The organism is Streptomyces actuosus (assembly GCF_016921115.1).
Lineage (GTDB): Bacteria > Actinomycetota > Actinomycetes > Streptomycetales > Streptomycetaceae > Streptomyces > Streptomyces actuosus_A.
On sequence record NZ_JAFFZS010000001.1, the window covers coordinates 424,365 to 439,784 of the forward strand.

Genomic DNA, 15,420 nt, shown 5'->3' on the forward strand with positions numbered 1-15,420 from the left:
CACTGTGGTCATATTTACCCACGAATAGGTACGAGCTTGGGTCGCTCCGCAAACGGTCTCCGCCCGCCTTTGACCCGTCCGGTGTGCGCCAACGGGAGGTCCCGGCCGGATCACGACCGTTCGTCGAACCGTTCGTCGACGCGATCGACCGTCCGCCGCACGACCGCGCGCCCGCCCTGTCCGAAACCCGGGCTCTGCGCTGCCATACGGGCATGACGGCCGGAACCACCCTCACCACCGTGACGACGACCGCCGAGCACGAGCTCGCCGCGCTCCAGCGGGAGCACGGCAGGCCTCTGTTCGCACTGCTGCTCAGGCTCTGTGACGGCGACCGGCAGCGCGCCGAGGACCTCGTCCAGGAGACGCTGGTGCGTGCCTGGCAGCATCCCGAGGCACTGCGCGCCGACGCCTTCGACTCCGTACGGCCCTGGCTGATGACCGTGGGGCGTCGCCTCGCGATCGACGCGCGGCGGGCCCGGCAGGCCCGCCCCGCGGAAGTCGGCGACGCGGTCCTCGACGGGGCGCACGCGCCGGTGTGCGCCGACCACGCCGAACAGTCCGCCGCCGCCCTCGACGTCCGCAGGGCTGTGAAGACTCTCACTCCGCAGCACCGTGAAGTCCTGGTGCTCGTGTACTTCCAGGGGGCGAGCGTGGCGGAAGCGGCGCAGACCCTCGGCATCCCGCCCGGTACCGTGAAGTCCCGCGCATACTACGCACTGCGCGCCCTGCGCAGGGTTCTGCCGGGATACGCGGCCGACCTGCGATGAAACCGGCAGCACGGTCAAGCCTTCGCAAAGCGCCTTGCTGAGGACCATGGTTGAGTAATCGGCTGTCCTCATCCGTGTTCCGGATGGGGTCCGGCGATCGGTCCCCCCGGCCCGGCATCGGGCGACGCGCACGCACCGGAGGAAGGCAGGAAGGGATGCTGCACAGAGGTCATCAGAGCACGGACGGCACCGGCGGCGGGGAGCTCACGGTCCCCATGGCCTGGCTGTACGCCGAGTACATCGCGGACGAACTCCTGCGCACCGGCGACCTCATGCCGCCGACGTCCTTCGAGTTCCGGGCCGGCCGGGACGCGCTGGCCCTGACCGTCTTCCTGTCGGACACCGACGGCGAGCTGTCCGGGATACGGGTCGTGACCCAGCTGGAGAACTGGCTGTCGCTGACCGCGTACGACCAGCCCTGGCAGGACTGGGTGTGCGAGCGGCTGGCCGAGATCGCCGCCGAGGCGGCCTCGGCGGGCCGCCCCTCGCCCGACCTCGCACTGGCCGAGGCGGCCTGGCGCTGGCTGGAGGAGACCGAACTCCTCGCGCCCGACCTCGACGCGGTACCGGGCGGCACCGCGGCGTTCGGCGAGGACGACGGCCCGAAGGTGTGGACGCCGGCGTGGCGGCTCGGCCTGCCCCTGGGGCACCTGGCCATCCACCTCTTCTGACCCGCTCCGGCCGCCACCGGCCGCCTCCTGCGGCCGGGCCGCCCGCCTCGTCCAGCCGTACCGTCACGCCGTCCGGCCGTCCCGTCACGCCGCCACTTCCGGCCGTTCCGAAAAAAGTCTCCCGGAGACCAAACCGCCGGCCGCTCCGCTCCGAATCCGTTGGTTGGGATTCTCTGCGGGACTTGAGTGATTCGGCTGTCTGCTGCGTACGGGTGGGAGCAAGGAGTAACCCCACCCCCACTCAACGGCACGAGGATGCGCATGAGGTCCCTGGAAAGGCATCGCGATGTCGCCGCGTACGCGCTCGGCGTGCTGGACGAAGCGGACACGTTCCGCTTCGAGGACCACCTCATGGAGTGTGCCGGCTGCTCGGCGCAGGTGACCGAGTTCGGGCCTGCGGCGCGGCAGTTGATGCTCTACCGGCAGGCCACGCCCCGCCCGGTGCACCCCATGGCTCAGCCGGGGCCCCGGCTGCTGGACCGGCTGCTGGAGGCGACGGCGGCCCGGCACCTCAGGGCGCGCCGGCGGATGCTGTACGCCGTGGCGGCGTCGGCCGTCGCCGCGCTCGCCGGGCCCGCGCTGGTCCTGATGGCGGGCGGTGGCCACGGAGCTGTCCGGGTCGCGGCGACCGACGAGCGCTCAGGGGTGTGGGCGCAGATCACGACCGAGGACGAGGCATGGGGCAGCCGGGTCGAGCTCACCGTCAAGGACGGCGCCGGGCCGCGCGTCTGCCGGCTCGTCGTGGTCGGCCGCGACGGCTCGGAGCAGACGGTGACCAGCTGGCGGGCCCAGGTGCACGACGCCCGCCCCGACACCGTGCAGGGCGGCGCCGCCCTGCACCCGAAGGAGATCGCGCGCTACGAGGTGCGCACGTCGGACGGCGAGCATCTGGTCACGCTCCAGCCGTAGGACCCTCCGGCTGCCCCCGCCCTACCCGCGGGTGGACGGCGGCAGGCACCCGGTGCCGCGGCGGCCCCGGCCGGCAGGTGCCGCTGCCCGCCACCGAGGGGGCGGAAGGTGCCCGGGGGCGCCTCACTTCAGCAGGCGCGACATCCTCCGGTCCGCCAGCGGCTTGCCACCCGTCTGGCAGGTCGGGCAGTACTGGAGGGAGGAGTCGCTGAAGGAGACCTCGCGGATGGTGTCGCCGCAGACCGGGCACGGCTCGCCGGTGCGGCCGTGGACGCGCAGGCCCGACTTCTTCTCGGCCTTCAGCCGGCCGGCGGCGATCCCCCGTGAGCGTTCGACGGCCTCGGAGAGGGTGCCGCGCAGGGCCTCGTAGAGGCGATGGGTCTCCTCCGGGGACAGCGCCGAGGCCAGTTTGAACGGGGACATCCGCGCGGCGTGCAGAATCTCGTCGCTGTAGGCGTTGCCGACGCCGGCGAGAAGACTCTGGTCCCGCAGTGCACCCTTGATCCGGCGGCGTTCACCGGACAGCAGGTCCGCCAGGCGCCGTTCGTCGAAGTCCTCCGCCAGGGGGTCGGGGCCGAGCCGGGCGACCCCCTCGATCTGCCGGGGGTCGTCGACGACGTACACCGCGAGGCGTTTCTGCGTGCCGGCCTCGGTCAGGTCGAAGCCGGCGCCCGTCTCCAGGGCCACCCGCAGGGCGAGCGGGCCCTTGCCGGGCCGCGGCGGGCCGTCGGGCAGGCGGTCCCGCCAGTGCAGCCAGCCCGCGCGGGCCAGATGGGTGACCAGGTGCCGGCCGTCGCCGGTCGCGACGTCGAGGAACTTGCCGTGCCGCCGCACGGCGGTGACCTCGCCGCCCTCCAGGGCGGTGACCGGCGGGTCGTACGTCTTCAGGACGCTGACCGCGACCGGCAGCACCCGGACGATCTCATGGCCGACCAGGTGCTCGGTGAGGAAGTCCTTGAGGGCCTCGACCTCGGGAAGTTCCGGCATACGACCAGAGTGCCCGCTCGGCGCTCCCGCCGCAGGGGTGGGCCGGGGTTCAGCCGTGGCCCGGCACGATGAACTCGCACCACACGCACTTGCCGCCGCCCCGCGCCTCGACCCCCCACACGTCCGAGAGCAGGTCGACCAGGAGCAGGCCGCGCCCGGAGACCCCCGACTCGCCCGCCTCACGGCGGCGCGGCAGGGCGCTGGAGGTGTCCTCGACCTCGACCCGCAGCCGTCGGTCGGAGTCCGTCAGGACCCGCAGGGTGACGATCGCGGCGCCCTCGGTGTGCATGAGGGCGTTGGTGATCAGTTCGTCGGCGACGAGTTCGATCTCGTCGGCGCGGTCCCGGGCACCCCAGGCGCGCACGGCGGCACGGATCATGTGCCGGGCGCCGGTGAGGGCCTCGGGGTCGCCGGGTGCCACGTGCTGCTGGAGCCGGCCGCCGGCCCGTGCGGCGTGCGCGCTGCGGCGGCGCAGCAGGAGCAGGGCCACGTCGTCGTCGCCGCCGCGCTCCTCGAAGACCTCGATCAGCTGGTCGGCGAGTCCTCGGACGTCCTCGGGGCCGGCCGCGACCAGGGCGGTCAGGGCCCGCATGCCGTCGTCCAGGTCGAAGCCGGGCTGTTCGACCAGGCCGTCGGTGCACAGCAGCAGTGTGTCGCCCGGGTCGAGTTCGACGGTGGCGGCCGGGTAGTCCAGACTGCCGAACTCTGCGGACAGCCCCAGCGGCAGCCCGCCGGGGACGGGAGCGCGGCGGCAGGTGCCGTCGGCCGAGCGCACCAGCGGGTCGATGTGCCCGGCCCGGACCACCTGGACGACGCCGGTGGCCAGGTCGGCCTCGGCGTACAGGCAGGTGGCGAAGCGGTCGGTGTCCAGCTCGTGCAGGAAGACGGAGGCGCGGGCCATCACCGTGGCCGGGGTGTGCCCCTCGGCGGCGTAGGCCCGCAGCACGATCCGCAGCTGGCCCATGACGGCGGCGGCGTGGGTGTCGTGGCCCTGGACGTCACCGATGACGGCGCCGACCCGGCCCCCGGGCAGCGGGATCAGGTCGTACCAGTCGCCGCCGATGTCGCGGCCCTGCGATCCGCCGATGGTGGCGGCCCGGTAGCGGACGGCGACGTCGGCGCCGGAGACGCTGGGGATGGTGCGCGGCAGCATCGCCTGCTGGAGGCCCTGGGCGATGTCCTTCTCCTGCTCGTAGAACATCGCCCGCTGCAGGCTCTGCGCGATGCTGCTGCCCAGGGCGAGGAGGATGTTCCGCTCCTCGGTGGTGAATCCGCGCCGGTCGCTGTAGAGCAGGCCCATGGCACCGATCGGGCGGGCCTGGACGATGAGGGGCAGGTAGGCCGCGGCGGTGATGTTCAGGTCGGTGAGGTGCGGCCACAGGATCGGGTAGCCGGCGGCGAACTCCTGCGGGGACTCGATGAAACGGGGGGTGAGGGTGCGGACGACCTCACTCATCGGGTACGGCTCGTCGATCCGGGTGACTCGGGTGCCGGGTACGAAGCTGCCTTCGGGGCCCTCGGCGATCAGCCGGATCCGCCCCGCCTCGACCAGGCCCATGACGAGGCTGGTCGCACCCAGGTGGGTGAGGCCGTGGGTGTCCTTCAGGACGTCGATGACGTCCCTGACGGTGCGGGCGTGGGCGAGGGCGGCCGTGGCGAGCTGGACGACGTTGGTCTGCTGCCGGCGGAGGTCGTCCGGGGCAGCCTCCTCGCGGCGAGCGGCGAGTTCGTCGAGTTCCTCGGTGGCGTCGCGGACGATGCCGACGATGCGGCGGGGGCGGCCGGTCTCGTCGCGCCGGATGTAGCCCTGGGTGTGGGTCCAGCGAAGGTTGCCGTCACGGCACCGGATGCGGAAGTAGGCGCCGTAGTTCTCGCTGCCGTCCTTGATGGCACGGGCCACGAGGGCGTCGAGGCGGTGGGCCTCGTCGGGCGGGACCCGGACGGCGAGGCCCTCGGGGCTGCCGTCGTACTCGTCCGGGCGCATGTCGAAGGCCTCGTGGGCCTGGTCATCCATGTGGAACAGACCGGCGTCCAGGTCCCAGTCGAAGCTTCCCATGCGGTTGAGCGCCAGGATCGGCTCCGGATGGGCGGGCCAGTCGTCCGGGAGTGACAGGGCGCTCGCTCCCCGATCAACCATGGGGACACCTTGCCAGGGTTTGTCCGATTATTCGACCCGTGAGGCGGGCGGAACCGGGCTCCGGGGGTCCTGCGCGAGGGCCGGTCCGCCTTCCGGGGTATCGCGCCCGCGACCCCTCTCGCCTCGTCACGCACCGGAGCGGAGGCGTACGTTCTGCGACGGCGGGGGCGGCGTCAGAATGGAGGAGAGGAGCGCACGGCCGTGGACTGGTTCACCGCACCCGGGTACTGGCTGAGCCGGCTGGTCTTCCAGCGGGCCCTGGCCGGCGTGTACCTGGTGGCGTTCCTGACCGCGGCCCTGCAGTTCCGGGCTCTGCTGGGCGAGCGGGGCATGCTGCCCGTCCCGCGTTTCGTGGCGCAGGTGCCCGCCCGGCGCGCGCCGAGTCTTTTCCGGTTCCACTACACGGACCGCTTCTTCGCGGCCTGCGCCTGGACCGGGTGCGCGGTGTCGGCCGCGCTGCTGGCGGGCCTGGACGGGCATCTTCCGCTGTGGGGCGGAATGCTGCTGTGGCTGGTGCCGTGGGTGCTGTACCTGTCGATCGTCAACGTGGGGCAGACCTGGTATGCGTTCGGCTGGGAGTCGCTGCTGCTGGAGACCGGCTTCCTGGCCGTGTTCCTCGGCAACGACGAGGTGGCGCCGCCGGTCGTCGTGCTGTTCCTGCTGCGCTGGATCCTGTTCCGGGTGGAGTTCGGCGCGGGGCTGATCAAGATGCGCGGGGACGTCTGCTGGCGCAGGCTCACGTGTCTGGAACACCACCACGAGACCCAGCCGATGCCGGGGCCGCTGAGCTGGTTCTTCCACCACCTGCCCCGGGGTCTGCACCGTGTGGAGGCGGCGGCGAACCACGTGACGCAACTCGCCGTTCCCGTTCTGCTGTTCGCGCCGCAGCCGATCGCGACGGCCGCCGCGTCCCTGATGATCCTCACCCAGCTGTGGCTGGTGCTCTCGGGCAATTTCTCCTGGCTGAACTGGATCACCGTCGTGCTGGCCCTGTCCGCGATCGGGTTCCCGGGCGGCGGAGCCCCGGCGTCCGTCGCGGACACCGCCCCGGTGTGGTTCGAGGTCGTGGTCCTCGCGGTCGCCGCCCTGCTGGTGTTCCTCAGCCATCACCCGGTGGTCAACATGGTCTCCCGCCGCCAGGTGATGAACCGCACCTTCGACCCGCTCCACCTCGTCAACACCTACGGCGCGTTCGGCAGCGTCAGCCGCGTGCGGTACGAGGTGGTGCTGGAGGGAACGGCGGACGACGTGCCGCGCGAGGACTCCGACTGGCGGGAGTACGAGTTCAAGGGCAAGCCGGGTGCTCCGCGACGGTGGCCGCGCCAGTTCGCGCCGTACCACCTGCGGCTGGACTGGCTGATGTGGTTCGCCGCTCTGTCGCCCGCCTACGCGGAGCCGTGGTTCGGCGCCCTGGTGGAACGACTCCTGGAGGGCGACAGGGACACCCTGAGGCTGCTGCGCCGCTCGCCGTTCCCGCCCGGCGCGCCACCGCGCCACATCCGCGCCCGCCTGTACCGCTACCGCTTCACCACCTGGCGGGAACTGCGCGAGACGGGCGCGTGCTGGCAGCGGGCGTACGTCCGCGAGTACCTGCCGCCGATCCGGCTGGCGGACGACGTCCACCGGGCCTGACGGCGGCGCCCTCGCGCCTGCGGGCACCGCGCGCCACGGGGAGCGGCCGGGCCGTGGGCACGGCCGGCCCCGCACCGGAGCCGCAGCCCCCGGCGTGCCCGCCCGGCCAGGCGGCGCCCGCCGGGCCGCCTGGCCGGAAGCGCCCCGGCGCGGGCATCCGTGCGGGGCCGGCCGGCCATACTGCTCGGCCTCCCGTCCTCCTCGGCCGCGGGCGCCACTCGGCCGTGCCCCGCCGCGTTCGGCCGGACGCCGGCGCCGGACGGGTGACAGTGCGGCGCCGGGTCGGTGGCGGGCGGCTGGACCGTGCCTCAGGCGCGCCGCAGCCGCAGCGTCACCAGCTCGAACGGCCGGAGCCGCACGTCGATCCGGTCACCGTCCACGGTCGGGGCGGCGGCCTCCGGCAGGGCGCGTTCCAGCAGGTCGGTGGGGGTCGCCCCGGCGAGTGGGAACCCGGCCGCCAGGGTGGCCCGGGCGCGACCGCCGTGGGCCTCGTGGAAGCGGACGACGACGTCCCCGCTGCCGTCGTCGGCCAGCTTCACGGCGGTGATCACCACCGCGTCGTCGTCCACGGTGACCAACGGGGCCACCTCGGTCCCGCCGGTCACCCGCCGACGCGGCAGGTTGATCCGCCAGCCCTCGCGCACCGCGTCGCCGATCCCGGCCCCGGGCACCAGGGCGTGCCGGAAGCGGTGCACGCCCTGGTCGGTCTCGGGGTCGGGGAAGCGGGGGGCGCGCAGCAGGGACACCCGGACCGTGGTGGTCGTGCCCCGGCCGCCGTCGGTGCGAACGGCGCGGGTCACGTCATGGCCGTAGGTCGAGTCGTTCACCAGTGCGACGCCGAAGCCGGGCTCCTCCAGGTGCACGAAGCGGTGGTTGCAGGCCTCGAACTTGGCCGCCTCCCAGGAGGTGTTGGTGTGGGTGGGGCGGTGGAAGTGCCCGAACTGGGTCTCCGAGGCGTACCGCTCGGCGTGCAGGTCCAGCGGGAAGGCCAGCTTCAGGAACTTCTCCGTCTCGTGCCAGTCGACCTCCGTGTCGATCTCCAGCCGCCGCTCCCCGGGCGGCAGCGACAGCACCTGGGTGACGCGCGAGGCGCCGAAGGACCGGACGACCCGCACGGACGCACCGTCCTGCCCCGCGGTGACCGAGTCCGCGCCGGTGAGGTCGGTGACGGTGTTCCGGTAGAACGCGTCGACGTCCCAGGCGTCCCACATGTTCGGGAAGTCGGGGTGCAGCTGGAGCAGGTTGGCGGCGTGGCCCGGCGCGACCGTCTCGCGGTCGGCGGTGAGGTCGTGGGCCGAGCGGACGAGTCCGTCCGCGTCGATGCCGACCCGCAGCAGCCCGTTGTCCAGCACGAATCCGCCGCCCTCACGCGGGGTGAGCGTGGTGCGGCCGGAGGCGGTGGGCGCTCCGGCGCCGCCCGCGGCGATCCCGGCGCGCGCGTGCGGGGCCGCGTTGAACTCCAGCTCGGTGTCGCCGTCCCCGGCCAGGGCGTGCTGCGCGGCGTCGATGATGCCGGTGAGCTCGGCGGCGATCCGGTCGTAGGTGGCCCTGGCCTCGCGGTGCACCCAGGCGATGGAGGAGCCGGGCAGGATGTCGTGGAACTGGTGCAGCAGCACCGTCTTCCAGATCCGGTCCAGTTCCTCGTGCGGGTAGGGCGCGCCGGTGCGCACCGCGGCGGTGGCGGCCCACAGCTCGGCCTCGCGCAGCAGGTGCTCGCTGCGCCGGTTGCCCTGCTTGGTCCTGGCCTGGCTGGTCAGTGTGGCGCGGTGGAGTTCGAGGTACAGCTCGCCGACCCAGACCGGCGGCTCGGGGTTCTCGGCCTCGGCCCGGGCGAAGAACGCCGAGGGCGTCTCCCACACCACCGTCGGGGAGCCCTCCAGGTCGTGGACCCGGGCCGCCTTGGCGACCATCTCGCGGGTGGTTCCCCCACCGCCGTCGCCCCAGCCCGTGGGGGCCAGGGAGTGCCGGGCTACCCCCTTGTCCTTGAAGTTGCGTGCCGCGTGGGCGAGTTCGCTGACCTTCATGGAGCAGTTGTAGGTGTCGACGGGTGGGAAGTGGGTGAAGACGCGCGTACCGTCGATGCCCTCCCAGCGGAAGGTGTGGTGCGGGAACGTGTTCGTCCGCGACCAGGAGATCTTCTGCGTCAGCAGGTACTTCGATCCGGCCGCGCGGATGATCTGCGGCAGGCCCGCGGCGAACCCGAAGGTGTCGGGCAGCCACGCCTCGTCGTTGTCGATGCCGAACTCGTCGAGGAAGAACCGCTTGCCGTGGACGAACTGCCGGGCCATCGCCTCCGAGCCCGGCATGTTGGTGTCCGACTCCACCCACATACCACCGGCGGGCACGAACCGCCCCTCGGCGACCGCCTCCTTCACCCGCGCCCACACCTCGGGCCGGTGCTCCTTGACCCATGCCCACTGCTGGGCCTGCGACATGGCGAAGACGAACTCCGGCTCGTCCTTGAGCAGCGCGGTCATGTTGGACGTGGTGCGCGCGACCTTGCGCACCGTCTCCCGCAGCGGCCACAGCCAGGCCGAGTCGATGTGCGCGTGCCCGACCGCGCTGATGCGGTGCGCGGAGGGGACGGCCGGGGCGGCGAGGACCCGCTCCAGCCGGGCACGGGCGGGGGCCGCGGTGCCGTTCACGTCCTGGAGGTCGACGGCGTCCAGGGCCCGCTCCACCGCCCGCAGGATCTCCCACCGGCGCGGGGAGTCGACCGGTAGCTCGGCCATCAGCTCGCCCAGCACCTCCAGGTCGATCACCAGCTGCCACACGGTCTCGTCGAAGACGGCCAGATCCATCCGGGTGAGCGTGTACTGCGGCTCGCTGCCGGCGGTCTCCTTGTCACCCAGTCGGGTCGGGCGGAAGGGGTGGTAGTCGAGGATGACGGGGTTGGAGGCGGCCTCGATGTGCAGGCGGACCTCCTCCCCGCCCGCCGCGGGGGCACCGACGCGCACCCACTGGTTGCGCGGGTTGAGGCCCTTCACCGGAGTGCCGTCGGGCCGGTAGACCAGGCCCTCGCACTGGAAGCCGGGCATGTTCTCGTCGAAGCCGAGGTCGAGGACGGCCTCGACGGTCCGCCCGGCCCACTCCTCAGGGACGGTCCCGGTCACACGGAACCAGCTGGTGCCCCAGGGGGCGCCCCAGCGGGTGCCCACCGCGATCGGCTCGGGCTCGGCCGACAGGCCCTCGTCGACCGGTACGGGCTCGCCGGGCGCGTGCCACACCGCCACGTCCAGCGGCACGGACGCGGGATGGACGGCTGGCCGGATGCGCTCCTCCAGGACGCGCTCGAGGCGGGCCTCGACCAGGGTGCGGTCGTCATGCATGCGGGGTGCTCCGTTGTCGTCCGGGGTGGGTGGTGGTCAGGGGTGCCGGCGGGTCTTGTGTCGGGCGGGGCGGGGTCGGGTGGTCACCAGCGGTGGGTGACGGTCGCGAGGGTGGGCGCGATGTACAGCTCCCCCACCGCGCGCTTCTCGAACCACGCCGCCTGCTCGCCCCGTTGGGGACGCAGTCAGCCGGTGAGGCGGACGCGCTGCCCGGTGGCGTCCGGGCGGCGCCGGGTGCCGTCGGTCCGATGGGTGAGCTCGACAACCGTGTCGGCGGCGATCGGCAGCGGGGCGCGTACGGCTCCGGCGCGACGGGGGCGTCCGGTTCACCGTCGACGAGCGCTGCCGCCTCGGGTGGGGTTCACGTGCGGGCGCCTCCTCGTCGTCCGTGCGGGGTGAGGACCTGGTCGGGGTGGACGACCTCGGTGATGCCGCGCGCGGCGAGGTGGGCCGGGTCGTGCGCGCGGGTGGCGAGGACGGCGGTGGGGCGGGCCCCGACGGCGACGAGCCGGAAGAAGGCGTCGTAGACGGGCCCGCCGGGGGCGCAGCGCGAGCGTGCGCGGAGGTCGGAGGGGACGGCCAGCGCCGTCGTACGGGGCGCGGGCGCCGGACGCGGGGCGCGCGCGGCGCGGGCCAGTGCCCGGGCGGTGTCCTTGGGTCGGCGGTCGTTGGTCAGCAGGCCGAGCCCGTACTCGAGTTCGGGGAAGTCGGCCAGGTCCCGCGACACGTCGTGCGAGCACCACCACGTGACGCCCCACAGGCCGGGGCAGTCCAGGGCGTGCGCGACGGTGGCCTCGGTGAAGGCGGCGGCGTGTCCGGGCGGGATCAGGGGTGCCGGGGCGCCGACCTCCTGGAGCCATACCGGCCGGTGCGGGTCGTCGGCCCAGGCCTTGCTGAGCTCGATCAGGTAGGCGGCGTGGTGCTCGGTGGGCACACCGGTGGGGCCGTGGCGCTGGGCGGTGCCGTTGAAGACCCAGGAGTGCACGGCCGTGACGGCGCCGTGCCGGGCGGCCTGGGCCGGGGTGAAGGGCTGGTCGTCCTGGTACCAGGTGGCGTCGTACTCGGCGTGCAGGTGGATCCGGCCGGGGGCACCCGCCTCGCAGGCGGCGAGCATGCGTTCCAGCCAGGCGTCGATCTGGCCCTCGGTGGCGCGGTCGGGGTCGGGATGGGGGCCGGTGGAGAACTGGTTGATCTCGTTGCCGAGGGTCATGCCGAGGAAGTTGGGGCGGTCGGCGAGCGCGGCGGCCAGGGTGCGCAGGTAGGCGGCCTGGCCGTGCACGAGGTCGGGGTCGGTGAACAGGTTGCGCCGGTGCCAGGTCCGGGTCCAGGCCGGCAGGAAGTCGAAGCTGCTCAGGTGGCCCTGGAGGCCGTCCACGTTGACGTCCAGGCCGCGTTCGGCGGCCGTGTCGACGAGGGCGCCCAGCTGCTCCACCGCGCGGGGTCGGATCAGGGCGCGGTCGGGCTGGAAGTAGGGCCACAGTGCGAAGACGCGGATGTGGTCCAGCCCGAGTGCGGCGACGGAGTCGAGGTCGGCGCGGACGGAGTCGAGGTCGAAGTCGAGCCAGTGGTGGAACCACCTCTCGCTGGGGGTGTAGTTGACGCCGAAGCGGGGGGCGGCGGGAGGCGGGGCAAAGGAGCCGGAGGCGGACAGGTCGGCAGGGTGCATGGAGGAGGTCCTTGACAGGGGTCAGCCCTTCACCGCTCCCTCGCCCACCCCGCGGAAGAAGTACCGCTGGAGGCAGGCGAAGAGGGCGATGAGCGGGGCGACGGCGACGACCGTGCCGGCGGCGACGAGACGTTCGTCGTTGGCGAAGGTGCCGTGCAGGTAGTTGAGGCCGATGGTCAGGGTGAACCTGGAGGGGTCGCTGAGGACGATGAGCGGCCACAGGAAGTCGTCCCAGGCGCCCATGAAGGAGAGGATGGCCACGACCGCGAGGGTGCCCTTGACCGACGGCAGCGCGATCCGGCGGAACCGCTGCCAGACGTCGGCTCCGTCGACGTAGGCGGCCTCCTCGATCTCGTAGGGCAGGTTGCGGAAGGCGTTGCGCATCAGCAGGACGTTCATGGCGCCGACGGAGCCCGGCAGGAGGACGCCGACGAGGGTGTTGTTCAGGCCGAGCTCCCGCATGGTGGTGAACTGGGCGATGACGATGCCCTCGACGGGCACGAGCATGGCCAGGACGAAGGCCAGGGTGGCCGCGCGCCGGCCCCGGTAGCGCAGCCGGGCCAGGGCGTAGCCGGCGAGCGCGGAGCCCGCGCAGTTGGTGACGACGTTGGCGGTGGCGACCTGCAGCGAGTTCAGGGCGTAGTCCCAGACGGGGATGGTGTCCGCGACCCGTGTGTAGTTGTGCAGGGTGGGGTGTTCGGGCAGGAACGAGGGCGGGGAACTGAAGATGTCCTCGGTGGGGCCCTTGAGCGAGGTCGACAGCTGCCACAGGAACGGGCCGACGGTGAGGGCGAGGACGGCGAGCAGCAGCAGGTAGCGCCAGACCAGCTCCCCGGCGCGGAGGCGGCGGCCGGGCCGCTCGGTGCCCCGGGGCGCGCGGGCGACGGCCGCCTGCGGGTCGCGGACCTTCTCGGCGAGGCTCACGTGTCCTCCCTCCGGTCGGCGCGCAGCACGAGGAGCATCAGGGCGACGGTGACGGCGAAGACGACCAGGGAGAGGGCGGAGGCGTAGCCGACGCGGCCGGTGAGGCCGGTGCCGGTGCGCTGGACGAGCATGACGAGGGTGGTGTCCTCGCCGGCCGGGCCACCGCTGGGTCCGGCCATCAGGTAGACCTCGGAGAACACCTTGAACGCGGCGACCGAGGACAGGGCCCCGACCAGGACCATCGTGGAGCGCACGGCGGGCACCGTGACACTCAGGAAGCGGCGCAGCGCACCCGCTCCGTCGACGGCGGCGGCCTCGTGCAGCTCGCGCGGCACGTTCGCCAGCGCCGCCAGGTAGATGATCATGTAGTAGCCGAGGCCTTTCCACACGGTGACCGCCATGGCGCTCAGCAGGAGCAGCCACTGGTCGCTGAGGAAGCCGATCCGGCCGATTCCGGCGCTCTCCAGCAGGGAGTTGATCAGTCCGCGCTCGTCCAGCAGCCACACCCAGATCAGTCCGACGACGACGATCGAGGCGACGACCGGGGTGTAGAAGGCTGAGCGGAAGAAGGTGATGCCGGGGATGTTCTTCTGCACCAGCAGGGCGAGCAGCAGCGGCAGCACGACGAGTGCGGGCACGACGCCGGCGACGTAGAGGGCGCTGTTGCGCAGCCCGGTCCAGAACATGTCGTCGTGCAGCAGCTCGCGGAAGTTGGCGAGGCCGACGAACCGCCCGGCCACGAGGGTGCGGCGGTCGGTGAAGGCGTTCGCGACGGTCGAGGCGAAGGGGTACAGCACGAAGGTGCCCGTGATCAGCAGTCCGGGGGCGGCGAACAGCCAGGGGCTGGTGGGCAGTTGCCGTCGCACCCGGGCGACGGGGGTGGAGGGGGCCATCGACGCCTACCCCTGCTGCCGTAGGAGGGTGTTGCACTCCCTGACAGCGTTGTCGAGAGCTTCCTGCGGGCTCTCCTTGCCCTGGAGCGCCTTGGCGACCTCGTTGCGCAGCGCGGTCTTCATCTGCTCGCTGAACAGCACGGGGGTGTAGTTCACCGCGGTCTTCAGCGACTTGGCGGCCGCGACCCGCACCCGGGTCTCGTCGGTGCCGTCCTCCTTGGTGAAGTAGGGGTCGTCGAGCGATCCGGCGGTGCTCGGGAAGATGGCGACCTGCCGGGCGAACGCCATCTGGTGCGCGGCGTCGGTGACGTAGTGGGCGAAGGCGACGGCGGCGGGCTTCCTCGCGGTGCGCGCGTTGACCATCACGCCCATCACGTACATGTTGACGTGCCCGGTGCTGGTGATCTGGTCGGTGATGCCGATGTTGCGGTACAGGTCGGGGGCCTGCTTCTTGAAGTTGCCGAGGTCGAGGGCGCTGCCGGGGTTCATGGCGACGGCACCGGTGAGGAACTTGCGGCCGGACGACTCCGGGGTGGCGGTCAGCGCCTGCGGGTCGAGGGCCCGCGCGTCGTACAGCTCCTTGTACTTGGCGAGCAGTTCGACCCCCTTGCCGTCGTCGAAGGTGAAGGCGGTGCCCTTGTCGTCCATCAGGGGGACGCCGTAGCGGCCGAAGTCCTCGATGGTGGGGACGTTGGCGAGGGTGGCGACCTTGCCGCCGCTGCGGTCGGCCATCCGCAGGGCGTCGGTGAAGAGTTCGCCGTACGTGCGGGGAGGCTGCTCCGGGTCCAGCCCGGCCTCGGTGAACAGGGACTTGTTGTAGAAGAGCGGCCCGGTGTTGAGGTACCAGGGGAAGGCGTAGGTCCCGCTCATGCCCGGTATTCGGTGCGCGTCCCAGGCGCCTTCCAGATACTCGCCCCGGTACCGGGAGGCCGCCTTGTCGAGGTCGAGGGCGAGGCCGGCCCCGGCCAGCGGGGCGACGAGGTCGGGCGAGACGTTGACGACGTCGGGGAGGGTGCCGCCGGCCGCGTCGGCGCTGATCTTGTCGGCGTAGCCCTCGGCGGGCTGGTCGATCCACTTCACATGGGTGCCGGGGTACTTCTTCTCGAAGTCGGCCACGAGGCCCTCGAAGTACGGCTTGAAGTTGGCCCTCAGGTTCCAGGTCTGGAAGGTGATGTCGCCCTCGATCCTGCCCGAGGCGCCGGCGGAGGCGTCGCCGCCGCCGGAGCCGCAGGCGCTGAGCGGCAGCAGGACGACGGCGGCGGCAGCGGCGAAGGTTCTGCGGGACATGCGCACGGCGGTGTGCTCCTTTGCGGGGACGGCGGCCGATGGTGCCGCGCCGACCTTGCCCGCCGTTCTTCGACAAAGTCAATCGATGAACGGCGACTAATGACATTAGTTCGACGAAATCGCAGGTCAACACCTCACGTCCACCCTCTTGCAGCAGACCGCTAATGCGCTTTAGTGTTTTACTGCTCAAGCGCATTAGTCGTCTGTGTCGACCGAAG

At 72.4% G+C, this 15,420-nt stretch carries 11 protein-coding genes; 4 read left to right on the plus strand and 7 right to left on the minus strand.

The window, feature by feature from the left end:
- The first annotated feature begins 212 nt into the window (after positions 1 to 212).
- The 3 genes from JS756_RS01910 to JS756_RS01920 all read left to right on the plus strand — a co-directional run bounded on the left by JS756_RS01910 (position 213) and on the right by JS756_RS01920 (position 2,347).
- Positions 213 to 767, plus strand: coding sequence for a sigma-70 family RNA polymerase sigma factor (locus JS756_RS01910; RefSeq protein ID WP_205381102.1), 555 nt, complete (start codon positions 213 to 215; stop codon positions 765 to 767).
- Positions 768 to 922: 155 nt separating this feature from the next.
- The gene (locus JS756_RS01915) at positions 923 to 1,438 is read left to right on the plus strand and encodes a hypothetical protein (RefSeq protein WP_205381103.1); all 516 of its coding nucleotides are present in this window, start codon (positions 923 to 925) and stop codon (positions 1,436 to 1,438) included.
- Positions 1,439 to 1,699: 261 nt separating this feature from the next.
- The gene (locus JS756_RS01920) at positions 1,700 to 2,347 is read left to right on the plus strand and encodes a zf-HC2 domain-containing protein (protein WP_205381104.1); all 648 of its coding nucleotides are present in this window, start codon (positions 1,700 to 1,702) and stop codon (positions 2,345 to 2,347) included.
- 123 nt (positions 2,348 to 2,470) lie between these two features.
- Here JS756_RS01920 and JS756_RS01925 read toward each other — a convergent pair whose 3' ends face one another.
- Positions 2,471 to 3,334 (minus strand): Fpg/Nei family DNA glycosylase, encoded by an 864-nt coding sequence (locus tag JS756_RS01925; protein WP_205381105.1) that lies wholly within the window; start codon positions 3,332 to 3,334, stop codon positions 2,471 to 2,473.
- Between the two features lie 49 nt (positions 3,335 to 3,383).
- On the minus strand, positions 3,384 to 5,471 hold the full coding sequence (locus JS756_RS01930) for a SpoIIE family protein phosphatase (protein ID WP_205381106.1): 2,088 nt from the start codon (positions 5,469 to 5,471) through the stop codon (positions 3,384 to 3,386).
- Between the two features lie 201 nt (positions 5,472 to 5,672).
- Here JS756_RS01930 and JS756_RS01935 point away from each other — a divergent pair, with 201 nt between their 5' ends.
- Positions 5,673 to 7,103 carry a lipase maturation factor family protein gene (locus tag JS756_RS01935; RefSeq protein WP_205381107.1) on the plus strand — a complete coding sequence of 477 codons (1,431 nt, stop codon included), beginning with the start codon at positions 5,673 to 5,675 and terminating at the stop codon, positions 7,101 to 7,103.
- Between the two features lie 308 nt (positions 7,104 to 7,411).
- Here the strand turns inward: JS756_RS01935 and JS756_RS01940 are convergent, their stop codons facing one another.
- From JS756_RS01940 to JS756_RS01960, 5 genes are all read right to left on the minus strand, one after another.
- A complete protein-coding gene (locus JS756_RS01940; protein ID WP_205381108.1) occupies positions 7,412 to 10,432 on the minus strand; it encodes an alpha-mannosidase in 3,021 nt (1,006 codons plus the stop codon).
- A gap of 361 nt (positions 10,433 to 10,793) precedes the next feature.
- A complete protein-coding gene (locus JS756_RS01945; RefSeq protein WP_205381109.1) occupies positions 10,794 to 12,098 on the minus strand; it encodes a glycoside hydrolase 5 family protein in 1,305 nt (434 codons plus the stop codon).
- A gap of 21 nt (positions 12,099 to 12,119) precedes the next feature.
- Complete coding sequence (locus JS756_RS01950; RefSeq protein ID WP_205381110.1) at positions 12,120 to 13,022, minus strand: carbohydrate ABC transporter permease; 903 nt, start codon at positions 13,020 to 13,022, stop codon at positions 12,120 to 12,122.
- The gene (locus JS756_RS01955) at positions 13,019 to 13,915 is read right to left on the minus strand and encodes a carbohydrate ABC transporter permease (RefSeq protein WP_205381111.1); all 897 of its coding nucleotides are present in this window, start codon (positions 13,913 to 13,915) and stop codon (positions 13,019 to 13,021) included. Before JS756_RS01955 ends, JS756_RS01950 begins: the two co-directional genes overlap by 4 nt.
- 6 nt (positions 13,916 to 13,921) lie before the next feature.
- Positions 13,922 to 15,208 (minus strand): ABC transporter substrate-binding protein, encoded by a 1,287-nt coding sequence (locus JS756_RS01960; protein WP_205381112.1) that lies wholly within the window; start codon positions 15,206 to 15,208, stop codon positions 13,922 to 13,924.
- Positions 15,209 to 15,420: the final 212 nt, after the last annotated feature.

Coding starts and splice junctions, on each gene's coding strand:
- JS756_RS01930 (WP_205381106.1), bottom strand. CDS start 5,471: ATGGTTGATCGGGGAGCGAGCGCCCTGTCACTCCCGGACGACTGGCCC.
- JS756_RS01920 (WP_205381104.1), top strand. CDS start 1,700: ATGAGGTCCCTGGAAAGGCATCGCGATGTCGCCGCGTACGCGCTCGGC.
- JS756_RS01915 (WP_205381103.1), top strand. CDS start 923: ATGCTGCACAGAGGTCATCAGAGCACGGACGGCACCGGCGGCGGGGAG.
- JS756_RS01910 (WP_205381102.1), top strand. CDS start 213: ATGACGGCCGGAACCACCCTCACCACCGTGACGACGACCGCCGAGCAC.
- JS756_RS01955 (WP_205381111.1), bottom strand. CDS start 13,915: ATGGCCCCCTCCACCCCCGTCGCCCGGGTGCGACGGCAACTGCCCACC.
- JS756_RS01940 (WP_205381108.1), bottom strand. CDS start 10,432: ATGCATGACGACCGCACCCTGGTCGAGGCCCGCCTCGAGCGCGTCCTG.
- JS756_RS01945 (WP_205381109.1), bottom strand. CDS start 12,098: ATGCACCCTGCCGACCTGTCCGCCTCCGGCTCCTTTGCCCCGCCTCCC.
- JS756_RS01925 (WP_205381105.1), bottom strand. CDS start 3,334: ATGCCGGAACTTCCCGAGGTCGAGGCCCTCAAGGACTTCCTCACCGAG.